The 21,189-nt window shown below is 73.3% G+C and carries 18 protein-coding genes; 15 read left to right on the forward strand and 3 right to left on the reverse strand.

Features of this window, described 5'->3' with window-relative positions:
- The first annotated feature begins 4 nt into the window (after positions 1-4).
- From AB0K51_RS01275 to AB0K51_RS01310, 8 genes are all read left to right on the forward strand, one after another.
- Positions 5-442, forward strand: a complete 438-nt coding sequence (locus tag AB0K51_RS01275) for a phage tail protein (protein ID WP_363449134.1) — start codon at positions 5-7, stop codon at positions 440-442.
- Positions 439-1,152 (forward strand): peptidase M23, encoded by a 714-nt coding sequence (locus tag AB0K51_RS01280; RefSeq protein WP_363449136.1) that lies wholly within the window; start codon positions 439-441, stop codon positions 1,150-1,152. The genes AB0K51_RS01275 and AB0K51_RS01280 overlap by 4 nt, the downstream gene beginning before the upstream one ends.
- Complete coding sequence (locus AB0K51_RS01285) at positions 1,153-2,925, forward strand: VgrG-related protein (RefSeq protein WP_363449138.1); 1,773 nt, start codon at positions 1,153-1,155, stop codon at positions 2,923-2,925.
- A 41-nt stretch (positions 2,926-2,966) separates the two neighbouring features.
- Positions 2,967-3,359 (forward strand): PAAR domain-containing protein, encoded by a 393-nt coding sequence (locus tag AB0K51_RS01290; RefSeq protein WP_363449140.1) that lies wholly within the window; start codon positions 2,967-2,969, stop codon positions 3,357-3,359.
- Positions 3,360-3,442: 83 nt separating this feature from the next.
- Entirely contained in the window at positions 3,443-3,799 is a 357-nt protein-coding gene (locus tag AB0K51_RS01295) for a GPW/gp25 family protein (RefSeq protein WP_363449346.1), read from the forward strand.
- Positions 3,800-3,803: 4 nt separating this feature from the next.
- Positions 3,804-5,747 carry a putative baseplate assembly protein gene (locus tag AB0K51_RS01300; RefSeq protein WP_363449142.1) on the forward strand — a complete coding sequence of 648 codons (1,944 nt, stop codon included), beginning with the start codon at positions 3,804-3,806 and terminating at the stop codon, positions 5,745-5,747.
- 34 nt (positions 5,748-5,781) lie between these two features.
- Positions 5,782-6,345 carry a phage tail protein gene (locus tag AB0K51_RS01305; protein WP_363449144.1) on the forward strand — a complete coding sequence of 188 codons (564 nt, stop codon included), beginning with the start codon at positions 5,782-5,784 and terminating at the stop codon, positions 6,343-6,345.
- The gene (locus tag AB0K51_RS01310) at positions 6,342-7,364 is read left to right on the forward strand and encodes a zinc ribbon domain-containing protein (RefSeq protein ID WP_363449146.1); all 1,023 of its coding nucleotides are present in this window, start codon (positions 6,342-6,344) and stop codon (positions 7,362-7,364) included. Before AB0K51_RS01305 ends, AB0K51_RS01310 begins: the two co-directional genes overlap by 4 nt.
- 39 nt (positions 7,365-7,403) lie before the next feature.
- Here AB0K51_RS01310 and AB0K51_RS01315 read toward each other — a convergent pair whose 3' ends face one another.
- The gene (locus tag AB0K51_RS01315) at positions 7,404-8,399 is read right to left on the reverse strand and encodes a magnesium and cobalt transport protein CorA (RefSeq protein WP_363449148.1); all 996 of its coding nucleotides are present in this window, start codon (positions 8,397-8,399) and stop codon (positions 7,404-7,406) included.
- A gap of 64 nt (positions 8,400-8,463) precedes the next feature.
- Between AB0K51_RS01315 and AB0K51_RS01320 the strand changes: the two genes are divergently transcribed.
- From AB0K51_RS01320 to mshC, 4 genes are all read left to right on the forward strand, one after another.
- Positions 8,464-9,165: a histidine phosphatase family protein gene (locus AB0K51_RS01320; protein WP_363449150.1), complete on the forward strand. Its 702-nt coding sequence runs from the start codon at positions 8,464-8,466 to the stop codon at positions 9,163-9,165.
- 145 nt (positions 9,166-9,310) lie between these two features.
- Entirely contained in the window at positions 9,311-9,880 is a 570-nt protein-coding gene (locus tag AB0K51_RS01325) for a DUF3090 domain-containing protein (RefSeq protein ID WP_363449152.1), read from the forward strand.
- Positions 9,881-9,891: 11 nt separating this feature from the next.
- Positions 9,892-10,737 (forward strand): SCO1664 family protein, encoded by an 846-nt coding sequence (locus AB0K51_RS01330; RefSeq protein ID WP_363449154.1) that lies wholly within the window; start codon positions 9,892-9,894, stop codon positions 10,735-10,737.
- A gap of 88 nt (positions 10,738-10,825) precedes the next feature.
- Positions 10,826-12,055, forward strand: coding sequence for a cysteine--1-D-myo-inosityl 2-amino-2-deoxy-alpha-D-glucopyranoside ligase (mshC, locus tag AB0K51_RS01335; RefSeq protein ID WP_363449156.1), 1,230 nt, complete (start codon positions 10,826-10,828; stop codon positions 12,053-12,055).
- Positions 12,056-12,150: 95 nt separating this feature from the next.
- On the opposite strand, the gene AB0K51_RS01340 is transcribed toward mshC, so the two are convergent.
- Complete coding sequence (locus tag AB0K51_RS01340) at positions 12,151-13,065, reverse strand: PAC2 family protein (protein WP_363449158.1); 915 nt, start codon at positions 13,063-13,065, stop codon at positions 12,151-12,153.
- 305 nt (positions 13,066-13,370) lie between these two features.
- On the opposite strand from AB0K51_RS01340, the gene adhP reads away from it, so the two are divergent.
- The 3 genes from adhP to AB0K51_RS01355 all read left to right on the forward strand — a co-directional run bounded on the left by adhP (position 13,371) and on the right by AB0K51_RS01355 (position 19,982).
- Entirely contained in the window at positions 13,371-14,384 is a 1,014-nt protein-coding gene (gene adhP, locus AB0K51_RS01345) for an alcohol dehydrogenase AdhP (protein ID WP_363449160.1), read from the forward strand.
- 93 nt (positions 14,385-14,477) lie between these two features.
- Entirely contained in the window at positions 14,478-15,491 is a 1,014-nt protein-coding gene (locus tag AB0K51_RS01350) for a LacI family DNA-binding transcriptional regulator (protein ID WP_363449162.1), read from the forward strand.
- A gap of 258 nt (positions 15,492-15,749) precedes the next feature.
- Positions 15,750-19,982 (forward strand): discoidin domain-containing protein, encoded by a 4,233-nt coding sequence (locus AB0K51_RS01355; protein WP_363449164.1) that lies wholly within the window; start codon positions 15,750-15,752, stop codon positions 19,980-19,982.
- 95 nt (positions 19,983-20,077) lie between these two features.
- On the opposite strand, the gene AB0K51_RS01360 is transcribed toward AB0K51_RS01355, so the two are convergent.
- Positions 20,078-21,091 carry a LacI family DNA-binding transcriptional regulator gene (locus AB0K51_RS01360; RefSeq protein ID WP_363449166.1) on the reverse strand — a complete coding sequence of 338 codons (1,014 nt, stop codon included), beginning with the start codon at positions 21,089-21,091 and terminating at the stop codon, positions 20,078-20,080.
- Between the last annotated feature and the right edge of the window lie 98 nt (positions 21,092-21,189).

Genomic DNA, 21,189 nt, shown 5'->3' on the forward strand with positions numbered 1-21,189 from the left:
GACCATGGAACTCGAGCCCGGCCTCGCCCTGAACTTCGGGGTCCGTGTCGACGGTGTCGAAGTCGCCACCTTCTCCGGCATCTCCGGGATGGAGGCGTCCTACGAGGAGTTCGAGTGGCCGGAGGGGGGCGACAACTCGACCGTGGTCAGGCTGCCGGGCCGGCTCTCCTGCCGCCCGGTGCAGCTCCACCGCAACGTGGACGAGCACAGTGCCCGGCTCGCGTCCTGGTTCGGCGCGCAGCAGCGGGCCCCGTTCCGGCGGACGGCCGTCATCGAGTTGTACGACACGGGCAACCGCAAGGTCGTCGCGCGCTGGACGCTGGTCGGCGCGCTGCCCGTCCGGTACACCGGTCCGCGGCTGACCACCACACCCGAGGGCGAGACGGTCGCGGTGGAGACCCTTGAACTCTCCTTCCAGGGCTTCAAGGAGTTCTCGCCGTGATCGGTGGTCAGATCCAGCGCGCCCGCCTGACCGGCGCCGACGGCACCGCCGTCCGTTGCCAGTTCAACCCGACCACGGTCCGGCGCAGCAAGACCTCCACCTGGACCGAGCGGCCGACGCGCGGCTCGGCCAACCACCCGGTGCCGCAGTTCGTGGGGACCGGGCCGGAGCGACTGACCGTCAAGTTGCTGTTCGACGGCTTCGACCAGGGCCCGGACCGGCCGGGGGAGCGGGTCGGCCCGGCGAGCGTGCAGGAGAGCGTCGACCGGTTGCTGGCCTGGACCTGTGTGCCCGAGGACCGCCGGCACGCCGAGAACCCGCAGCCGCCCGCGGTCACCTTCGCCTGGGCGGCGGGCCTGCGCTTCACGGGCTTCGTGATGCAGGTCGACGCCGAGTACACCATGTTCGGCGCGACCGGCCTGCCGCTGCGCGCCACGGCCGAGGTCACCCTGCAGGCGATCCCGGACGACCCGCAGGGCACCAACCCGACGTCCGGTGGGATCGCCGGCCGTCGGGCGGTGGTCGCCGTGCAGGGCGACACGCTCGCCTCGGTGGCGTACCGGGAGTACGGCGACCCGCAGTTGTGGCGGGCGGTGGCGATCGCCAACGGCATCGAGGACCCGGCCCGGGTGCCGCCCGGCACCCGGTTGCTGCTGCCGCCGCGGGCGCACGCGGTCCGGCTGGCGGGTGCGGGGGAGGAGGTGGGTTAGATGGCCGATTCCCAGGGCCGGTTCGGGAGCCGGCCGGCGGTCACCGTCGACGGTGAGCCGCTGGCCGCGGACGTCGTCCCGGCGCTGGTGCAGGTGGTGGTCGACGGTCACCTGCACCTGCCCGACATGTTCGTGCTGCGGTTCCAGGACCACGGCCGGGACGTCCTCGACCGCAGCCGGATCCGGTTCGGCTGCAAGGTCGCCGTCGCCGCGACCGCCGCCGGCGACGGCACCATGACGGCGCTGGTCACGGGAGAGGTGACCGCGCTGGAGCAGGAGACCGACGCCACCGGCACCTGGGTGGTGGTCCGCGGCTACGACCCGTGCCACCGGCTCTGCCGCGGGCGGCGCACCCGGAGCTTCCGCGACACCACCGACGCGGAGATCGTCTCCCGGGTGGCCGGCGAGGCGGGGGTGGCGCTCGGCGCGGTCGACCGGGACGGGCCGGTCTACCCGCACGTCAGCCAGGTCAACCTGTCCGACTGGGAGTTCCTGCGCGCCCGGGCCCAGGAGACCGGGCACGAACTGGCCGCGGTGGGCGGCAGGTTGGAGTGGCGCGCGTTGCGGTCGAGCGGTGACGCGCCCGCGCCCGCGGCGGACCTGGTCACGCCGCCCGGCCCGGACGAACTGGTGCTCGGCCGCAACCTGCTGCGGTTCCGCCCACGGGTCACCGCCTCCGCGCAGGTCGGCGAGGTCCGGGTGCGCGGCTGGGACCCGGCCGCCAAGCAGGCCGTGCTGGGCAGCGCCACGGCGGCCACCGCCAGCGCCGCGGTCGGCATCACGCCCGGCGAACTGGCGGGCATCTTCGACGCGGCGCCCTTCGTGGTGGTGGACCGGCCGGTCGACAGCCAGAGCGAGGCCGACGCGGTCGCGGGGGCCGTTGCGGAGCAGATCGCCGGCGCGCACGCCGAGGCCGAGGGCACCGCGTACGGCGACCCGCGGCTGGTGCCGGGAGCGGCGGTCTCGGTCGGCTGCGCCGGCTGGCCGCACGACGGCCGGTACGTGCTGACCGCCACCCGGCACCGCTACGACGAGGACGGCTACCACACGGACTTCACCGTCAGCGGCCGCCAGGAGCGCTCGCTGCTGGGGCTCGCCTCGCTGGGCGCCACCAAGGGCGCGCACCGGGCCGGCGGGCCGCCGGTCTACGGGCTGGTCGTCGCCGAGGTCACCGACGTCGGCGACCCGCGGCACCAGTTCCGGGTGAAGGTGCGCTTCCCCTGGCTCGCCGACGACTACGAGTCCTGGTGGGCCCGGGTGGCCCAGCCGGGTGCGGGGGACGGGCGCGGCCTGGCCTGGCTGCCGGAGGTCGGCGACGAGGTGCTGGTCGGCTTCGCGCACGGCGACGTCCGGGCCCCGTACGTGGTCGGCGGCCTGTACAACGGCGTCGACCGGCCGCCGCTCGCCGGCTCCCTGGTCGACGACACCGCCGGGACGGTCCAGCGTCGGGCCCTGGTGTCGCGGCAGGGGCACCGCCTGGTGCTGTCCGACGACGACTCCCGCTCGGAGGTCGAACTCGCCACCGGGGACGGCAAGTTGACCATCACCCTGGACTCGTCCGGGACCCGGATCGTGGTCGACAGCTCCGGCACGGTCTCGATCAGCGGCAGCCGGGGCGTGGAGATCTCCAGCGGCGCCGACCTCACCGTCAAGGCCCAGGGCGGGCTCACCCTCCAGGCCACCGGAGAGCTGAAACTCTCCGGCCGGGCCGGCGTCACCGTCGACGGCGGGCCGTCCGTCGCCGTCACCGGCGGCGTCGTCAAGCTGAACTGAAGCTGACACTCCGTCAACTCGTCTTCGGGAAAGGGGACATCGTGGCCGAGCCCGCAGCCGTCAGCGGCGACCGGGTGACCGGGGTCTGCACACTGCACCTGGTGCCGAACCCGGCCACCGGCGCCCCGCAGCCCGCGCCCCCGCTGCCGTTCGCCGCGCCGATCACCCTCGGCGTCTGCCCGACCGTCCTGATCGGCGGCCGACCGGCCGTCGTGGTGGGCGCCACCGGCCTCAACACCCCGCCGCACGTCGGCCTGCACCCCGCCGACCCGTTCCTCGCCCCGCCGACCCAGCAGGCGGTGATCACCTCCGGCAGCGGCACCGTCCTGTTCGGCGGCGTCCCCGCCGCCCGGACCGGCTCGCCCGCCACCTGCTGCGGCCAGCCCGTCGGTCAACTGACCGGCAGCGCGGCCACCGTGCTGATCGGAGGCTGACGGTGAACCCCGACCACGTGGCGCTCGGCAAGGACCCGGTGCCGCCCGCCGCCGACTACCTCGGGCGCGGTTGGGCGTTCCCGATGCGGCTCACCGCCGCCGGCTCCTTCGCCCTCGCCGACGGCGAACAGGACGTCGCCGAGGCGATCCGGCTGATCCTCGGTACGGCGTACGGCGAACGCCCGATGCGCCCCGAGTACGGCTGCGGCATCCACGACCTGACCTTCGACCCGGTCGACGCCGGCCTCGCCGGGCAGGTGGCCGCCGAGGTCACCGCCTCACTGACCCGCTGGGAGCCCCGGATCGAGGTCGCCGAGGTCACCGCCGGACCCGACCCGGGCCACCCGCACATCCTGCTGATCACCGTCGGCTACCGGATCCGGGCCACCAACGACCGGCGCAACCTCGTCTTCCCGTTCTACTCCATCCCCGAGGAATGACCCGATGCCGCTGCCCGCGCCGCACCTGGACGACCGGCGCTTCCAGGACTTCGTCGACGACGCCAAACGCCTCGTCCAACGCCGCCTCCCGGCCTGGACCGACCACAACGTGCACGACCCCGGCATCACCCTGATCGAGGCCGTCGCGACCATCGCCGACCAGCTGGGCTACCGGCTCAACCAGGTGCCCGAGCGGCACCACCGCAAGTTCCTCGACCTGCTCGGCATCACGCTGCGCCCGCCGTCCGCCGCCACCTGCGACGTGACCTTCCGGCTCACCGCACCCCGCCCGAGCGCCGTCCGGGTGCCCGCCCGCACCGGCGTCGCCACCCGGCGGACCCCCGGGGAGCAGGTCGTCGGCTTCACCACCCTGCGCGACCTGGACATCCCGTCCGTCCGGCTCACCGAACTGCGCGCCGTCGAGGCCGGCCACAACGACCTGCGCGACCTGCTGCCCACCCTCGCCCGGGACGAGGAGGCGGCCTGCTTCTCCCCGGTCCCCCGACCCGGCGACCGGCTCTACGTCGGGCTCTCCGCGCCCGCGCCCGCCGGCCTGGTCCTGCTGCGCACCGACAGCCGGATCGAGGGCATCGGCGTGCTCCCGGACCGGCCCCCGCTGCGCTGGGAGGCCTACACCCCGGCCGGTTGGACCGAGTGCGAGCTCGAGGAGGACGGCACCGGCGGCCTCAACCGGCCCGGTGACATCCTGCTGCACCTGCCGGCCGCGCACGCCGGCTGCCTGCTCAACGGCGTCCGCGCGGCCTGGCTGCGCGCCGTCGTCACCGAGCCGGACGACGACCGGCCGCCGTACAGCCGCACCCCCGTGCTGTCCCGGCTCAGCGCGGCCTGCCTCGGTGGCACCACCGCGGCCGTGCACGCCGAACGGGTCGACACCGACCTGCTCGGCGAGGCCACCGGCGGACCCGGCGCCCACTACCCGCTCGCCCGCCGACCCGTGCTCGACGGGCCCGAACTCCCGCTGCTGGAGGTGTCCGACGGCGACGGCTGGCAGCCGTGGACCCGGGTCGCGGGCTTCGCCGACAGCCGGCGCGAGGACCCGCACTACACCCTCGACCAGAGCACCGGCGAGCTCGAACTCGGCCCCGCCGTCCGGGCCGGCGACGGCACGGTCCGCGCCTTCGGCCGGATCCCGCCGGAGGGCGCGATGCTGCGGCTGACCGGCTACTGGGTCGGCGGCGGCGCCGCCGGCAACCTCGCGGCCGGGGCGCTGAGCGTGCTCCGCTCGCCCATCCCGTTCGTCAGGTCGGTGACCAACCGGCGGCCCGCGACCGGCGGCCGGGACGCCGAGACCGTCGAGGAGGCGAAGATGCGGGCAGCACGCACCCTGCGGTCCCGGGGCCGGGCGGTCACCGCCGAGGACTTCGAGGCGATCGCGGCCGAGGCGGCCGGCCCCGGCGCCCGGGTGCGCTGCGTACCCCCGGCGCAGCCCACCGACCCGGTCCGGGTGCTCATCGTGCCGGACGCCGCCGCCGCGAGCCCCGGCCGCATCCCCTTCCCGCTGCTCACCCCCGACGAGGCCCTGCTGCGCCGGGTCGCCGCCGAACTGGACGCCCGCCGCCTGGTGGGCGTGCGGGTGGTCCTCGAACCGCCCCGCTACCAGGGCGTGACGGTGGCCGTCCTGCTGCGCCCGCGGCCCGGCCACGACTCCGAGGACCTGCGCACCGCGGCCCTCGCCCGGCTCTACCTGCGCCTCCACCCGCTGCTCGGCGGGCCGGACGGCGCCGGCTGGCCGTTCGGCCGTCCGGTCACCCTCGGCGACGTGCACGCCGCGCTCGCCGAGGTGGAAGGCCTCGGCCACGTCGAGGACGCCCGGCTGTACGAGGCCGACCCGGTCACCGGCGCCCGCGGCGCCGCCGGGCAGCACGTCGCGATCGGCCCGGACGTGCTGCCGTTCTCCTACGACCACCAGGTGCAGGTGCGGCCATGACGGTGCGTCGGCGCGGCGCGGGCGGTGGCCCGCGATGAGAGGTCCGATCAACGAGGCCGGCCCGGGCGCACTCGGCCTGCCGCACCGGCTCGCCCCGATCACCCCGGCGGTCTACCAGGAGGACCCGGTCTTCGTCCTCTGGTGCGAGGCGCTGGACGAACTCCTCGGGCCGATCGCCGCCGCCCTGGACTGCTTCCCGGCCTACCTCGACCCCCGGCTCGCCCCGGCCGACTTCCTCGGCTGGCTCGGCGGCCTGGTCGGGCTCGACCCCGCCGAGCTGCGGGCCCCGGCCGACCGGCTGCCGGAGCTGGTGGCCGACGCGGTCGCCGCCCACGACCGGCGCGGCACCCCGGCCGGGGTCCGCGAGGCGGTCGCCCGGGCCGCCCGGGTGCCGGTCGAACAGGTCGAGTTGGAGGAACCCGGCGGCGTGGTGTGGGCCCGGGTGGCCGGCGCCGCGGCCGTCCCGGCGGCGGGCGGGACGGTCCGCGTCCGGGTCCGTGCGTCGAACGCCGTCGACGGCGCGGAGGTGATGGCCGCGGCCAGGGCGGCGGTGCCCGTGCAGTACCAGGTCCGGATCGAGATGGTGGTGGAATCATGATCGTCTGCCGGGAGTGCGGCAACGCCGCGCCGTCCAGGGACGACTTCTGCGGGTCCTGCGGGGCCCTGCTGGCGTGGGCGGGTGAGGCGGTCGAGACGCCGGCCGAGCGGTCCGGTGCGGCCGGGGGAGCAGGCCGGATCGCCCGGCAGCCGGACGCCGAGGCGGTCCGGCCGACCCCGGAACCGATCGCCGAGGAGCCGGAGTACACCGGTCCGTACTGCTGGTCCTGCGGGGTGGTCAACCCCGACGGCCGCACCTTCTGCCGGGCCTGCGGCCAGCCGCTGCGCGGCCACCCGGGCGAGGCGGGGCCGCGGGCCGCCTGGTGGCGGCGGGTCTTCGCCCGGCACGGCCGCCGGGCGGCGGGCGAGCGGCCGGGCGGCTTCCGGCGCCACGAGACCTCCGGCCCGGCCGCGCCCGGCACCGGCGGACGCCGCTGGTTCCGCCGCCCGACCATGACCACGGTGCGCCGGCTGACCCCGCTGCTGGTGCTCGCCAGCCTGGCCGGACTCAGCCTCAGCCCGGCGCGGCACTGGGCGATCGACCAGGTCACCCGTCTGACGGGCACGGCGAAATCGGAGTTGACGCGCCACTACGTGCCCGACACCCCGTCAGGTGCGACCGGCTCGGCCGCCGACCCGGGACACGGCGGCGCCCTGGCGGTGGACGGGATCGGGGACAGCTACTGGTCCGTCGGCACCCCCAAGGACGGCGTGGGCGCGGTCCTCACCGTCACCTTCCCGGCCCCCGTCGACCTCGACCAGCTCGGCCTGCTGTCCGGAGTCCCCGCGCCCGGCTTCCGCGGGCAGCCCCGGCTGCACCGCCTCTGGATCGCCGCCGAGGGCCACCCCGCCGTCGAGCTGACCTTCGACGACGCCGCCGACTTCCAGACCCGCGGGCTGAACCTGCACGGCGTCACCACCGTGACCGTCACCGTCGAGGACGTCTACCCGGGCCAGCAGGGCCACGCGCTGGCCGTGCGCGAGCTGCAGTTCTTCACCCTCAAGCGCGGCGCCCAGTGAGCCGGCCGCCGGGAGCGGGCACCCACCCGCCCCGGCCGCTCACAGCCAGCCCGCCCGCTTGAAGAGGCGGTGCAGGCCGACGCAGACGGCGCCCATCAGGAGCAGGGCGGCCGGGTAGCCCCAGGGCTGGCGGAGCTCCGGCATGTGCTCGAAGTTCATGCCGTAGATGCCGGCGATCATGGTGGGGACGGCGGCCAGCGCGGCCCAGGCGGAGATCTTCCGCATGTCGTCGTTCTGCTGGACGCTGACCTGGGCGAGGTTCGCGGAGAGGATGTCGGAGAGCAGGCGGTCCAGGCTCTCGACCGCCTCGTTGACCTTGGCCAGGTGGTCGGCGACGTCGCGGAAGTACGGGCGCAGCTCCTGCGGGACGTACGGAACCTTGACCTCGGCGGCCGCCGTGCCGCGGGTGAGGCGCAGGGCGGGCTCCATCAGCGGGGCGGTGGCCCGGCGGAAGTTCACCACCTGGCGCTTGAAGTTGTAGATCCGCTCGGCCGCCCCGCGGACCCGGCCGGGGGAGAAGATGTCGGCCTCCAGCTCGTCCAGGTCGGTCTGCAGCTCGGTGGCGACGTCGAGGTACTGGTCGACGACCAGGTCGCAGACCGCGTAGAGGACGGTCGCCGGACCGTGCCGCAGCAGGTCGGGCTGGCCCTCCAGCTCGGCGCGCAGGTTCTTCAGCGGGCTCTCCGGCCCGTGCCGCACCGTCAGCACGTACGAGTCGCCCAGGAAGACCACCAGCTCGCCGATCGAGACCGAGTCGCTCTCCGGGTGGTAGGCGGCGGTCTTCAGCACCGCGAACACCGAGTCCTGGTACAGCTCGAGCTTGGGCCGCTGATGGGCCGTCACCGCGTCCTCGACCGCCAGCGGGTGCAGCCCGAACTCGTCGGCGACGTGGCCGAACTCCTGCTCGGTGGGGTCGGCGAGGCCGATCCAGACGAAGCCGTCGCCGGCCGCCCGGACCTCCGCCAGCGCGTCCGAGAAGTCGTCCGGACCCGCGCTGCGCTTTCCGTCCCGGTAGATGCCGCAATCCACGATCATGCCCGCCATTGTGGCGCGAAGCGGGCGTGTCCGGGGAGGGATCCCACCCCGTACCCTTGGCGGTATGCCCACCCTGCTGCTCGTCCGCCACGGCCGGTCCACCGCCAACTCGGCCGGAATCCTGGCCGGCTGGACGCCCGGCGTCGACCTCGACGAGACCGGGCGGGCCCAGGCGGCCGCCCTGCCGGAGCGGTTGGCCGGGGTGCCGATCGTGCACCTGGTCAGCAGCCCGCTGGAGCGCTGCCGGCAGACCCTGGAGCCGCTGGCCGCCGCCCGCCCCGAGCTCGCCGCGCCCGCGCTGGACGAGCGGCTCGGCGAGTGCGACTACGGCGACTGGACCGGCCGTTCGCTGGCCGACCTGGCCGGGGAACCGCTGTGGCGCACCGTCCAGGACCACGCCTCGGCGGCGGCCTTCCCCGGCGGCGAGTCGCTGCGCGGGCTCAGCCACCGCACCGTCGACGCGGTGCGCGAGTGGAACGACAAGATCACGGTCGAGCACGGCCCCGACGCGGTCTGGCTGGCCGCCACCCACGGCGACGTGATCAAGGCGATCGTCGCCGACGCGCTCGGCCTGCACCTCGACCACTTCCAGCGCATCTCGGTCGAGCCCTGCTCGGTCACCGCGATCCGCTACACCCCGCACCGCCCCTACCTGCTGCGGCTCGGCGACACCGGCACCCTCGGCGGGCTGGCCCCCCACCCGCGCCCCGAGGGCGCCGACGGCGGCCGCGACGCGGTGATCGGCGGCGAGACCGGCACCGCGTGAGCGTGCCGTCCGGGGTCGTGGGCGGGGTGCCGCGGGAAAGCCGCGCGTACCCGTCCTGAACCTGCCCACCCCGGCCCCACGGGACGGCCCTTTGGCCGTAGGGTGAGATCGAGAAGCCCGTAACCCCCGATCCGGAGCGAGCAGCGTGCCCCGTCAGGTCCACTTCTACGACCAGCCCGAACGGTTCGTGGCCGGCACGGTCGGCCAGCCCGGCGCCCGGGCGTTCTACCTGCAGGCCAGCTCGCGCGGCCGGATCACCAGCGTGCTGCTGGAGAAGGCCCAGGTCGCCGCGCTCGCCGAGCGGATCGAGGAAGTCCTCGACGAGGCGCTGCGCCGCAGCTCCGGTCAGGCCCCGATCCCCGCCGTCGCCCCCGCGGAGATGCTCGACACCGCCCCGCTCGACCTGCCGCTGGAGCAGGAGTTCCGGGTCGGCACCATGGCGCTGGCCTGGGACGCCCGCGAGGACTGCCTGGTGGTCGAGGCGCAGGCGTTCGTCGAGGAGCCCGAGGAGAGCGACGAGGACGAGATCGCGGTCTTCGACGACGAGAACGGCCCCGACATGCTCCGGGTCCGGCTCAGCGGCGTGATGGCCCGGGTCTTCGCCAAGCGCGCCCTGGAACTGGTCGCCGCCGGACGCAAGCCCTGCCCGTTCTGCAACCTCCCGCTCGACCCCGAGGGCCACCTGTGCCCGCGCGCGAACGGCTACCGGCGCTGAGCGAGAACCTGGTGAGCGCCGAGCCGCCCGGCACCGACCCGGCCACCAGCGCCGCCCTGGCCGCCGACCCCGCCGCCGCGCTCGCCCTGCTGCGGGACGGCGCCCTCGCGGTGCACGGCCGGGTCACCGACGCCTCCAACGCGGTGCTGTACTGCACCGTCACGCTGGACGGCGTCACCGCCCCCTGCGTGTACAAGCCGGTGGCCGGCGAGCGCCCGCTGTGGGACTTCCCCGACGGCACCCTGGCCGGCCGGGAGACCGCCGCCCACGACCTCGCCGCCGCCACCGGCTGGCCGCTGGTCCCGCCCACCGTGCTGCGCGCGGAGGCCCCCGCCGGGCCCGGCATGGTCCAGCTGTGGATCGAACCCGACCCCGACGCGCCCGAACTGCTCGACCTGCAGCCCCTGGACGGCCCCGCCGACGGCTGGCTGCCGATCGTCCGCGCCGAACTCGAGGCGGGCCGCCAGGCCCTGCTGGTGCACCGCGACGACGACCGGCTGCGCCGGCTCGCCGTGCTCGACGCCGTCCTCAACAACGCCGACCGCAAGGGCGGCCACTGGATCCCCGCCGCCGACGGCCGCATCTACGGCATCGACCACGGCATCACCTTCCACGCCGAGCCCAAGCTCCGCACCCTGCTCTGGGGCTGGGCGGACCGTGCGCTCACCGCGGAGGCCGTCGAGATGCTCGGCCGGCTGGCGCGCGACCTGGACGGGGCGCTCGGCGAACGGCTGCGCCCGCACCTGACCGCGGTCGAGCTCGACGCGCTGCGGGCCCGTACGGCGGCGCTGTTGCGCACCGGACGCCATCCGCTGCCGTCGGCTGACTGGCCGTCTATTCCCTGGCCGCCGGTCTGATACCGATCCGAAACCCGGGACGAGCCGGATCCGGCCGATCTGTGCACAGGTTGGTCTTTCAAATGATCGCGAGGTTAGAGTCGGTCCCATGCACGCCTGGCCCGCCTCCGAAGTTCCCGCCCTGCCCGGTCAGGGGCTTCCCCTGCGCATCCACGACACCGCCACCAGCAGTGTCCGAGAGGTCGTGCCCACCGGCCCGACCGCCCGGCTCTACGTCTGCGGGATCACCCCCTACGACGCGACCCACCTCGGGCACGCTGCCACCTACAACACCTTCGACCTGGTGCAGCGGGTCTGGAAGGACGCCGGCCACGACGTCCTCTACGTCCAGAACGTCACCGACGTGGACGACCCGCTGCTGGAGCGCGCCGTCGCCACCGGCCAGGACTGGACCGAGCTCGCCGAGCGCGAGACCGCGCTGTTCCGCGAGGACATGACCGCGCTGCGGATGCTCCCGCCCGCGCACTACATCGGCGCCGTCGAGTCCATCCCGTGGATCGTCCCGCTGGTCCAGCGGCTGCTCGCCACCGGCGCCGCGTACGAGGTCGACGGCGACGTCTACTTCTCCGTCGAGTCCGACCCGCACTTCGGCGAGGTCTCCGGGCTCAGCCGCGAGCAGATGCTGCCGGTCTTCGCCGAGCGCGGCGGCGACCCCGAGCGGCCAGGCAAGAAGAACCCGCTGGACGCCCTGCTGTGGCTGGCCGCCCGCCCGGGCGAGCCCGCCTGGGAGACCGAGCTCGGCCGCGGCCGCCCCGGCTGGCACATCGAGTGCGTGGCCATCGCGCTGAAGTTCCTCGGCATGAGCTTCGACCTCCAGGGCGGCGGCAGCGACCTGTCCTTCCCGCACCACGAGATGGGCGCCTCGCACGCCCACGTCGCGGTCGGCGAGCACCCCTACGCGCGCTCCTACGTGCACGCCGGGATGGTCTCGCTGGACGGCCACAAGATGTCCAAGTCGCGCGGCAACCTGGTCTTCGTCTCGGCGCTGCGCCGCGACGGCGTCGACCCCGCCGCGATCCGGCTCGCCCTGCTCGCCCACCACTACCGCAGCGACTGGGAGTGGACCGCCGCCGACCTGGACGGCGCCGTCACCCGGCTCAGCGCCTGGCGCGCCGCCGTCTCCCGCCCTGACGGCCCCTCAGCCACCGCGCTGCTCGCGGAGGTCCGCGAGGCCCTGGCCGACGACCTGGACGCGCCCGCGGCGCTCGCCGCGGTCGACCGCTGGGCCGCGCTGCAGCACGAGGTCGGGGGCACCGACGAGGGCGCGCCGGGCCTGGTGTCGCGAACGGTGGACGCGCTGCTGGGCGTCGCCCTGTAGGCACCGTCGCCGGACCGGAACGCCCAAGGACCCACGCAGAAGGACCGCACCCCCACGGGAGTGCGGTCCTTCGCCGTTGCGGAGGCCGTGCCGGGCTACTGGTCCTCGTCCTCGTCCTTCGGGCGGTCCGTGGCGTGGCCGGTGATCGGCTTCTCGCCCTTGGGGCCCTGGTTCTCCCGGCGGCGGAGGTAGCGCTCGAACTCGCGGGCGATCGCGTCGCCGGAGGCCTCCGGGAGCTCCGCGGTGTCCTGGGCCTCCTCCAACTGCTGGACGTACTCGGCGACTTCGGAATCCTCCGCGGCGAGCTGGTCGACCCCGTGCTGCCAGGCGCGGGCGTCCTCGGCGAGCTCGCTCGGGGGGATGCGCAGGTCGAGCAGGTCCTCCACCTTGTTGACCAGGGCCAGCGTGGCCTTGGGGTTCGGCGGCTGCGAGACGTAGTGCGGGACGGCGGCCCAGAAGGTGACGGCGGGGACGCCGGCGTGCGCGCAGGCCTCCTGCAGGACGCCGACGATGCCGGTCGGGCCCTCGTACTTGGACTCCTCCAGGTCGAGGCTGCGGGCCACGGAGGCGTCCGAGGTGACGCCGGAGACCGGGACCGGGCGGGTGTGCGGGGTGTCGCCGAGCAGCGCGCCGAGGATGACCACGAGTTCCACGCCCAGCTCGTGGGCGAAGCCGAGCAGTTCGTTGCAGTACGAGCGCCAGCGCATGCTGGGCTCGATACCGCGGACCAGCACCAGGTCGCGCGGCTTCGGCTCGGTGACCCGGACCACCGAGAGCCGGGTGGTCGGCCAGGTGATGCGGCGGACCCCGCCGTCCAGCCAGATGGTGGGGCGGTTGACCTGGAAGTCGTAGTAGTCCTCGGCGTCGAGCGCCGCGAACACCTTGCCGCCCCAGGTCTCGTCGAGGTGGGCGAGGGCGGCCGAGGCCGCGTCGCCGGCGTCGTTCCAGCCTTCGAAGGCGCAGACCATCACCGGATCGATCAACTCGGGAAGGTCTTCCAACTCGATCACCCGGGTGTCTCCCTCCGACGGGCGGGGCCGTCCGCCCCACGTCCCTACCTGCCCAGCCTACGGTCATTGATGCGAGCCGCGGCGGGTATTAACCCCGCGGCGAACCACCGTCGTCGGCGCACCCGCTCGCGGCGCACCGAGGCCGGCGAAGTGCCAAGCGTAGCGGCGTCGGACGACGGGTCAGGCACGGGCGAGGGTCGGGGTCAGGACGGGCGCGTCGAGCGGCGGTTCGGGCCGGCAGCGGCGAGGCTGGGCGGGGGCCCTCCCTTTCGGCCTGATCCGGGTAGCTCTGTGAGGAGATCGTCATGAAGGCAGCCGTCGTCCGGGACTTCACCCAGCCGCTGGAGATCGAGGAGCGCGAGGTGCCCAGCCCGGCGCCGCACCAGGTGCTGGTGCGGATCGAGACCTCCGGGCTGTGCCACACCGACATCCACGCCGCGCACGGGGACTGGCCGGTCAAGCCCAGCCCGCCGTTCGTGCCCGGCCACGAGGGGGTGGGCATCGTGGAGGCGGCCGGTCCGCAGGTCACGCACGTGCGGGTCGGCGAGCGGGTGGCGATCCCGTGGCTGGCGGACGCCTGCGGGCGGTGCGACCAGTGCGTCAGCGGCTGGGAGACGCTCTGCCTGGCGCAGCACAACTCCGGGTACTCGGTGGACGGCGCCTACGCCGAGTACGCGCTGGCGCACGGCGACTACGTGGTGCCGGTGCCGGACGGGGTGGACCCGATGGACGCCGCGCCGCTGTCCTGCGCGGGCGTGACCACGTACAAGGCGGTCAAGCTGTCGGGGGCCCGGCCGGGCACCCGGGTGCTGATCTCCGGGATCGGCGGGCTCGGGCACCTGGCGCTGCAGTACGCCCGGATCTTCGGCGCGGAGACCGTCGCGGTGGACATCACCGACGACAAGCTCGCGCTGGCCCGGGAGTTGGGCGCCGACCACGTGGTGGACGCGCGCACCCAGGACGTGGCGGCCGAGGTGCAGAAGCTCGGCGGGGCGGACGCCGCGGTCTCGCTGGCGGTCAGCAACGACTCCTTCCGGGCCGCCTACGACGCGCTGCGCCGCGGCGGCACCCTGGTGCTGGTCGCGCTGCCCGCCGGCGGCGAGTTGACGCTGCCGGTCTTCGACACCGTGCTGAACGGGACGAAGGTGGTCGGCTCGATCGTCGGCACCCGGCAGGACCTGGCGGAGGTGTTCCGGCTGCACGAGCTCGGCCGCACCCGGGTGATCCGGGAGACCCGGCAGCTGGACGAGGTCAACGAGTGCTTCGCGGAGGTGCTGGCGGGCAAGGTCTCGGCCCGGCTGGTGTTCGACATGCGGTGACGCGGAGGGCACGCAGGAGACGGAACCGGGCGGTTCCGTCTCCTTTTGCAAACCAACGCAAGCGGCTTGCGCTTTCTGTCGTACACTCGCCCCATGACACGACGACTTGCCGAGGTGGCGAAGAAGGTCGGAGTCAGCGAGGCGACCGTCAGCCGGGTGCTGAACGAGAAGCCTGGCGTCTCCGAGGCGACCCGGGCGGCCGTCCTCACCGCCCTAGACGTGCTCGGCTACGAGCGCCCCACCCAGCTGCGCGGTGAGCGGGCCCGGCTGATCGGCCTGGTGCTGCCCGAGCTGGGCAACCCGATCTTCCCGGCGTTCGCCGAGGCGGTCGGCGGCGCGCTGGCCGGCCAGGGCTTCACCCCGGTGCTGTGCACCCAGACCGCGGGCGGGGTCTCCGAGGCGGACTACGTGGACCTGCTGCTGGAGCAGCACGTCTCCGGCGTGGTCTTCTTCGGCGGCCTGTACGCCCAGGGCGACGCCCCGCACGAGCACTACCAGCGGCTCGCCGAGCGCAGCCTGCCGACCGTGCTGCTGAACGCGGCGATCGAGCACCTGGACTTCCCGCGGGTGTCCTGCGACGACGCGGTGGCGGTGGAGCAGGCGGTCGGCCACCTGCGGCAGCTCGGGCACCGGAAGATCGGCATCGTGCTCGGCCCGGCCGACCACGTGCCCTCGCAGCGCAAGCTGGCCGCGGCCCGCGCCACCATGGAGCGGCTCGGCCTGGAGCTGCCGGAGGAGCACGTCGAGCGGGCGCTGTTCAGCCTGGAGGGCGGGCAGGCGGCGACCACCCGGCTGCTGCGCCAGGGGGTGACCGGCGTGGTGTGCGCGAGCGACCCGCTGGCGCTCGGCGCGGTCCGCGCGGTGCGCCGGGCCGGGCTCGCGGTGCCGGACGACGTCTCGGTGGTCGGCTATGACGACTCCTCGTTCATGATGTGCACCGATCCGCCGCTGACGACCGTCCGGCAACCGATCGAGGCGATGGGCCGCGCGGTGGTGGACCTGCTGGTCGGCGAGATCGCCGGGGTCCGGGTCACCCACGACGAGCTGCTGTTCGAGCCCGAGCTGGTGGTCCGCGGCTCGACCGCCCCGGTCCGCGACCGAGGCTGATCGGAAGGCCCCACAAGCCCCCTGGCGGGGCGTCACAGCAGGTCCGCCAACGGGCGGGTGCTTCGGCACCCGCCCGTTTTTCGTATGCGGAGTCTTGGACCGATCCGTTGACATGCCCGTAGCGCCGCTGTAACTCTTGGCTGCCATCACGCAAAAGATGGACAGATCGTTGTCATCTTCTCGACCTTGCGAAGGGACATCATGAGGAAGCGCATACTCGTGCGGCTGACGGCGTCGTCTGCCGTACTGGGAATGCTCATGATCACTGGACCGCTCCTCACGGCGGCCCAGGCGGCGGGAGGCCCCAACCTCGCGCTCGGAAAGACGGTCACCGCCTCCAGTGCGAACGGGGCGTACACCGCGACCAACGTCAACGACGGCGACCAGAACTCCTACTGGGAGAGCAACGGGATCGCCTCCGCGCAGTGGGTCCAGGTGGACCTGGGCGCGGCGACCTCGATCGACCAGGTGGTGCTGAAGCTCCCCGGCTCCTGGGGCCAGCGGACCGAGACGCTTCAGGTGCTCGGCTCCAACGACGGCACCAACTTCTCGACCATCACCGCCTCCACCGGCTACAGCTTCGACCCGGGCAGCGGCGACAAGGTGACGATCGACTTCGCCGCCACCAGCGCCCGCTACGTACGGGTCAACATCACCGCCAACACCGGCTGGCAGGCCGCCCAGATCTCCGAGTTCGAGGTCTACGGCGCCAGCTCCGCCTCCGGGAACCTGCTGGCCGGGCGCACCTTCACGGCCAGCGGCAACTCCCAGACCTACGTGGCGGCCAACGTCGGCGACGGGAACACCAGCACCTACTGGGAGAGCGTCAACAACGCGTTCCCGCAGTGGATCCAGGGCGACCTGGGCTCGGCCGTCCCGGTCAACAAGCTGGTCATGAAGCTGCCGTCCGGCTGGGGCGCCCGCACCCAGACCCTGAAGGTGCAGGGCTCCACCGACGGCACCAACTTCACCGACCTGGTGGCCTCGGCCGGCTACGCGTTCGACCCGGCCAGCGGCAACACGGTCACCCTGAACATGTCGACCGCGACCACCCGCTACGTGCGGCTGACCTTCACCGCCAACACCGCCTGGCCGGCCGGCCAGCTCGCCGAGCTGGAGGCGTACGGTCCGGCGACCGGCGACACCCAGGCCCCGACCGCCCCCACCGGTCTGGCCTACACCTCGCCCGGCGCCGGCCAGATCAAGCTGACCTGGAACGCGGCCACCGACAACACCGGCGTCACCGGCTACGACGTCTACGCCAACGGCTCGCTGCTCACCAGCGTGTCCGGCACCGTGCTGACGTACACCGACAGCCGCTCCGACAGCGAGACGGTCTCGTACTACGTCAAGGCGAAGGACGCGGCGGGCAACCAGTCCGCGGCCTCCAACACCGTCACCCGCACCGGGCAGACCGGCGACACCCAGGCGCCCAGCGCGCCGAGCGGCCTGGCGTACACCTCGCCCGCCTCCGGCCAGATCAAGCTGACCTGGGGCGCGTCCAGCGACAACGTCGGCGTCACCGGCTACGACGTGTACGCCAACGGCGCGCTGCGCACCAGCGTGGCCGGCAACGTGCTGACGTACACCGACAGCCAGCCGGACACCGCGACCGTCTCGTACTACGTCAAGGCGAAGGACGCGGCGGGCAACCAGTCCGCGGCCTCCAACACCGTGGTGCGCAACGGCAGCGGCGGCGGCACCGGCACCAACCTGGCGGCCGGCAAGCCGATCACCGCGTCCTCGTACACCTTCACGTACGTGGCCACCAACGCCAACGACAACGACACCAGCACCTACTGGGAGGGCGCGGGCGGCAGCTACCCGAACACCCTCGGGGTGCAGCTGGGCGCGAACGCCAACACCAGCTCGGTGGTGGTCAAGCTCAACCCGGCCTCGGCGTGGTCGACCCGCACCCAGACCATCGAGGTGCTCGGCCGCGAGCAGAGCGCGTCCGGGTTCACCAGTCTGGTGGCGGCGAAGAGCTACACCTTCGACCCGGCGAGCGGGAACACCGTCAGCATCCCGGTCAGCGCGACCGTCGCCGACGTGCAGCTGAAGTTCACCGCCAACTCCGGCGCCGCCGCCGGCCAGGCGGCCGAGTTCCAGGTGGTCGGCGTGCCCGCCGCCAACCCGGACCTTACCGTCACCTCGGTCGGCAGCAGCCCGGCCGCGCCGGTGGAGACCGACACCCCGACCCTGTCGGCGGTGGTGAAGAACGCCGGCACCCTGCCGTCCGGCGCGACCACGGTCAACTTCTACCTGGGCACCACCAAGGTCGGCAGCGCCAACGTCGGCGCAGTGGCGGCCGGCGCCTCCACCACCGTCTCCGCGCAGATCCCGGCGCAGAACGCGGGCAGTTACCAGCTGACCGCCAAGGTGGACGAGGGCAACCAGGTCATCGAGCAGGACGAGACCAACAACGCGCTGACCAGCCCGCTGACGGTCAGCCAGGTCGCCTCCTCCGACCTGGTCGCCTCGCCCAGCACCTGGTCGCCGTCCAACCCCTCGGCGGGCAGCGCGGTGAACTTCACCGTCGCGGTCAAGAACCAGGGCACGGTGGCGAGCGCGTCCGGCAGCCACGGCATCACGGTGACCGTCACGGACGCCACCACCGGCAGCGTGGTGAAGACCCTGACCGGGGCCTACACCGGCACGCTCGCCCCCGGCGCCACCAGCAGCCCGGTCTCGCTGGGCAGTTGGACCGCCGCGAACGGCCGCTACACCGTCAAGACGGTGATCGCCGCGGACGCCGACGAGCTGCCCGTGAAGCAGACCAACAACACCTCCAGCCAGGCCCTGTACGTCGGACGCGGCGCCAACATGCCGTTCGACACCTACGAGGCCGAGGACGGCGTCCTGGCGGGCGGGGCGCAGGTGGTCGGACCCAACCGCACCATCGGCGACCTGGCCGGCGAGGCCTCCGGCCGCAAGGCGGTCACCCTGAACAACACCGGCGCGTCGGTGGAGTTCACCGCCAAGGCGGACACCAACACCCTGGTCACCCGGTTCTCCATCCCGGACGCCGCGGGCGGTGACGGCACCAACGCCACGCTGAACGTCTACGTCGACGGCACCTTCCTGAAGTCCATCGACCTGACCTCCAAGTACGCCTGGCTGTACGGCTCGGAGACCAGCCCCGGCAACACCCCGAGCGCCGGCAGCCAGCGGCACATCTACGACGAGGCGAACGTCCTGCTGGGCACCACGGTGCACGCGGGCAGCAAGATCAGGCTGCAGAAGGACACCGCGAACACCAGCCAGTACGCGATCGACTTCGTCAGCCTGGAGCAGGCCACCCAGATCGCCAACCCGGACCCGGCCAAGTACGTGGTCCCGGCGGGCTTCTCGCACCAGGACGTGCAGAACGCCCTGGACAAGGTCCGGATGGACACCACCGGCACCCTGGTCGGCGTCTACCTGCCGGCCGGCGACTACCAGACCGCGAGCAAGTTCCAGGTCTACGGCAAGGCCGTCAAGGTGATCGGCGCCGGTCCGTGGTTCACCCGGTTCTACGCCCCGACCAGCCAGTCCAACACCGACGTCGGCTTCCGCGCCGAGTCGACCGCCAACGGCTCGACCTTCAGCGGCTTCGCCTACTTCGGCAACTACACCTCGCGGATCGACGGCCCCGGAAAGGTCTTCGACTTCTCCAACGTCGCGAACATCACGATCGACAACATCTGGACCGAGCACATGGTCTGCATGTACTGGGGCGCCAACACGGACTCCATGACGATCACCAACTCGCGGATCCGCGACACCTTCGCCGACGGCATCAACATGACCAACGGTTCGACCGACAACCTGGTCTCCAACAACGAGGCCCGGGCCACCGGTGACGACTCCTTCGCGCTCTTCTCCGCCATCGACGCGGGCGGCGCGGACGAGAAGAACAACGTCTTCCAGAACCTGACGTCGATCCTGACCTGGCGCGCGGCGGGCGTCGCGGTGTACGGCGGCTTCGCCAACACCTTCCGCAACATCCACATCGCGGACACCCTCTGCTACTCGGGCATCACCATCTCCTCGCTGGACTTCGGCTACCCGATGAACGGCTTCGGGACGGACCCGACCAACCTGCAGAACATCTCCATCGTCCGGGCCGGCGGCCACTTCTGGGGCGCGCAGACCTTCCCGGGCATCTGGGTGTTCTCCGCCTCCAAGGTGTTCCAGGGCATCCGGGTCAGCGACGTGGACATCGTCGACCCGACCTACAGCGGCATCATGTTCCAGACCAACTACGTCGGCGGTCAGCCGCAGAACCCCATCAAGGACACCGTCTTCACCAACGTGTCGATCAGCGGGGCGCAGAAGAGCGGCGACGCCTACGACGCCAAGTCCGGCTTCGGCCTCTGGGCCAACGAGATGCCGGAGTCGGGCCAGGGCCCGGCCGTCGGTGACGTCACCTTCAACCGCCTGACGCTCAGCAACAACGCGGTGGACATCCGCAACACCACGTCCACGATGCACATCACCGTCAACCCGTAACCCCCTCCGACCCCGGACAGGGCGGGCGCCCCTGACAGCGCCCGCCCTGTTCGGCATGTCCGGGAACGGTGCGCCGTCGGAGGCCCGACGGGGCGTCAGACCCGGCGCGGGACCGGGCCGGTGGAGCCGCGGACGACGAGTTCGGGCTCGAAGAGGAGTTCGCCGGGGGCGACGGCGCCGCCGTCGATCTGGCCGACCAGGAGGTCGACGGCCGCCCGGCCCAGCTCCTGGATCGGCTGGCGGACGGTGGTCAGCGGGGGGCGGGTGCAGTTGATGAAGACCGAGTCGTCGTAGCCGATCACCGAGAGGTCGCCGGGGACGTCGAGGCCGGCCCGGCGGGCGGCCCGGACCACGCCCAGCGCGAGCGGGTCGCTGGCGCAGATGACGCCGGTGACGCCGGCGTCCAGCAGGCGCCGGGCGGCGGCGTGGCCGGCCTCCAGGCCGAAGAGGGCGTGGGCGACCCACTCGGGGCGCGGCTCGCGGCCCTGCAGGGCGTACTGGCGGGTGTACGAGGCGAGTTTGCGGCGGGACGGCACGTGGTCCGCAGGGCCGACCATCAGGCCGATCCGCTCGTGGCCCAGCGTGCTCAGGTGGCCGAAGGCCTGGGCCACCGCGACCGTGTCGTCGGTGGAGACCTGCGGGAAGCCGAGCCGCTCCACGGAGGCGTTCAACAGCACCACGGGGACGCCGCGTTCGCGCAGCTGCGCGAAGTGCTCGTGGGAGGCGTCGGCCTCGGCGCAGTGGCCGCCCGCGAAGACCACGCCGGAGACCTGCTGGTCGAGCAGCATGCTGACGTGGCCTGCCTCCCCGAGGCCGCCCGCGGTCCGGGTGCACAGCAGCGGCGTGAAACCGCGTTGCGCGAGCGCGCCCGCGACCGCCTCGGCCAGCGCCGGGAAGATCGGGTTCTGCAGCTCCGGCAGCACCAGCCCGATGAGCCGGGCGCGTTCCCCGCGCAGCTGGGTCGGCCGCTCGTAGCCGAGCACGTCGAGGGCGGTGAGCACCGCGACCCGGGTGGCGGCGCCGACCCCCGGCCGGCCGTTGAGGACCCGGCTGACCGTGGCCTCGCTGACTCCCACTTGCTGCGCCACCAGGGAAAGCTTGCTCTTCATGCGCAAAAGTAGAACAGATGCGCGCAAGAACATTGTCGTCCGATGCGTAGTCGTAACTTTTCGCTTTCTCGTCAACCTCTTGCGTAGAGACGTTCAAG

Source organism: Kitasatospora sp. NPDC049285 (assembly GCF_040678815.1).
In the GTDB taxonomy this organism is placed as follows: domain Bacteria; phylum Actinomycetota; class Actinomycetes; order Streptomycetales; family Streptomycetaceae; genus Kitasatospora.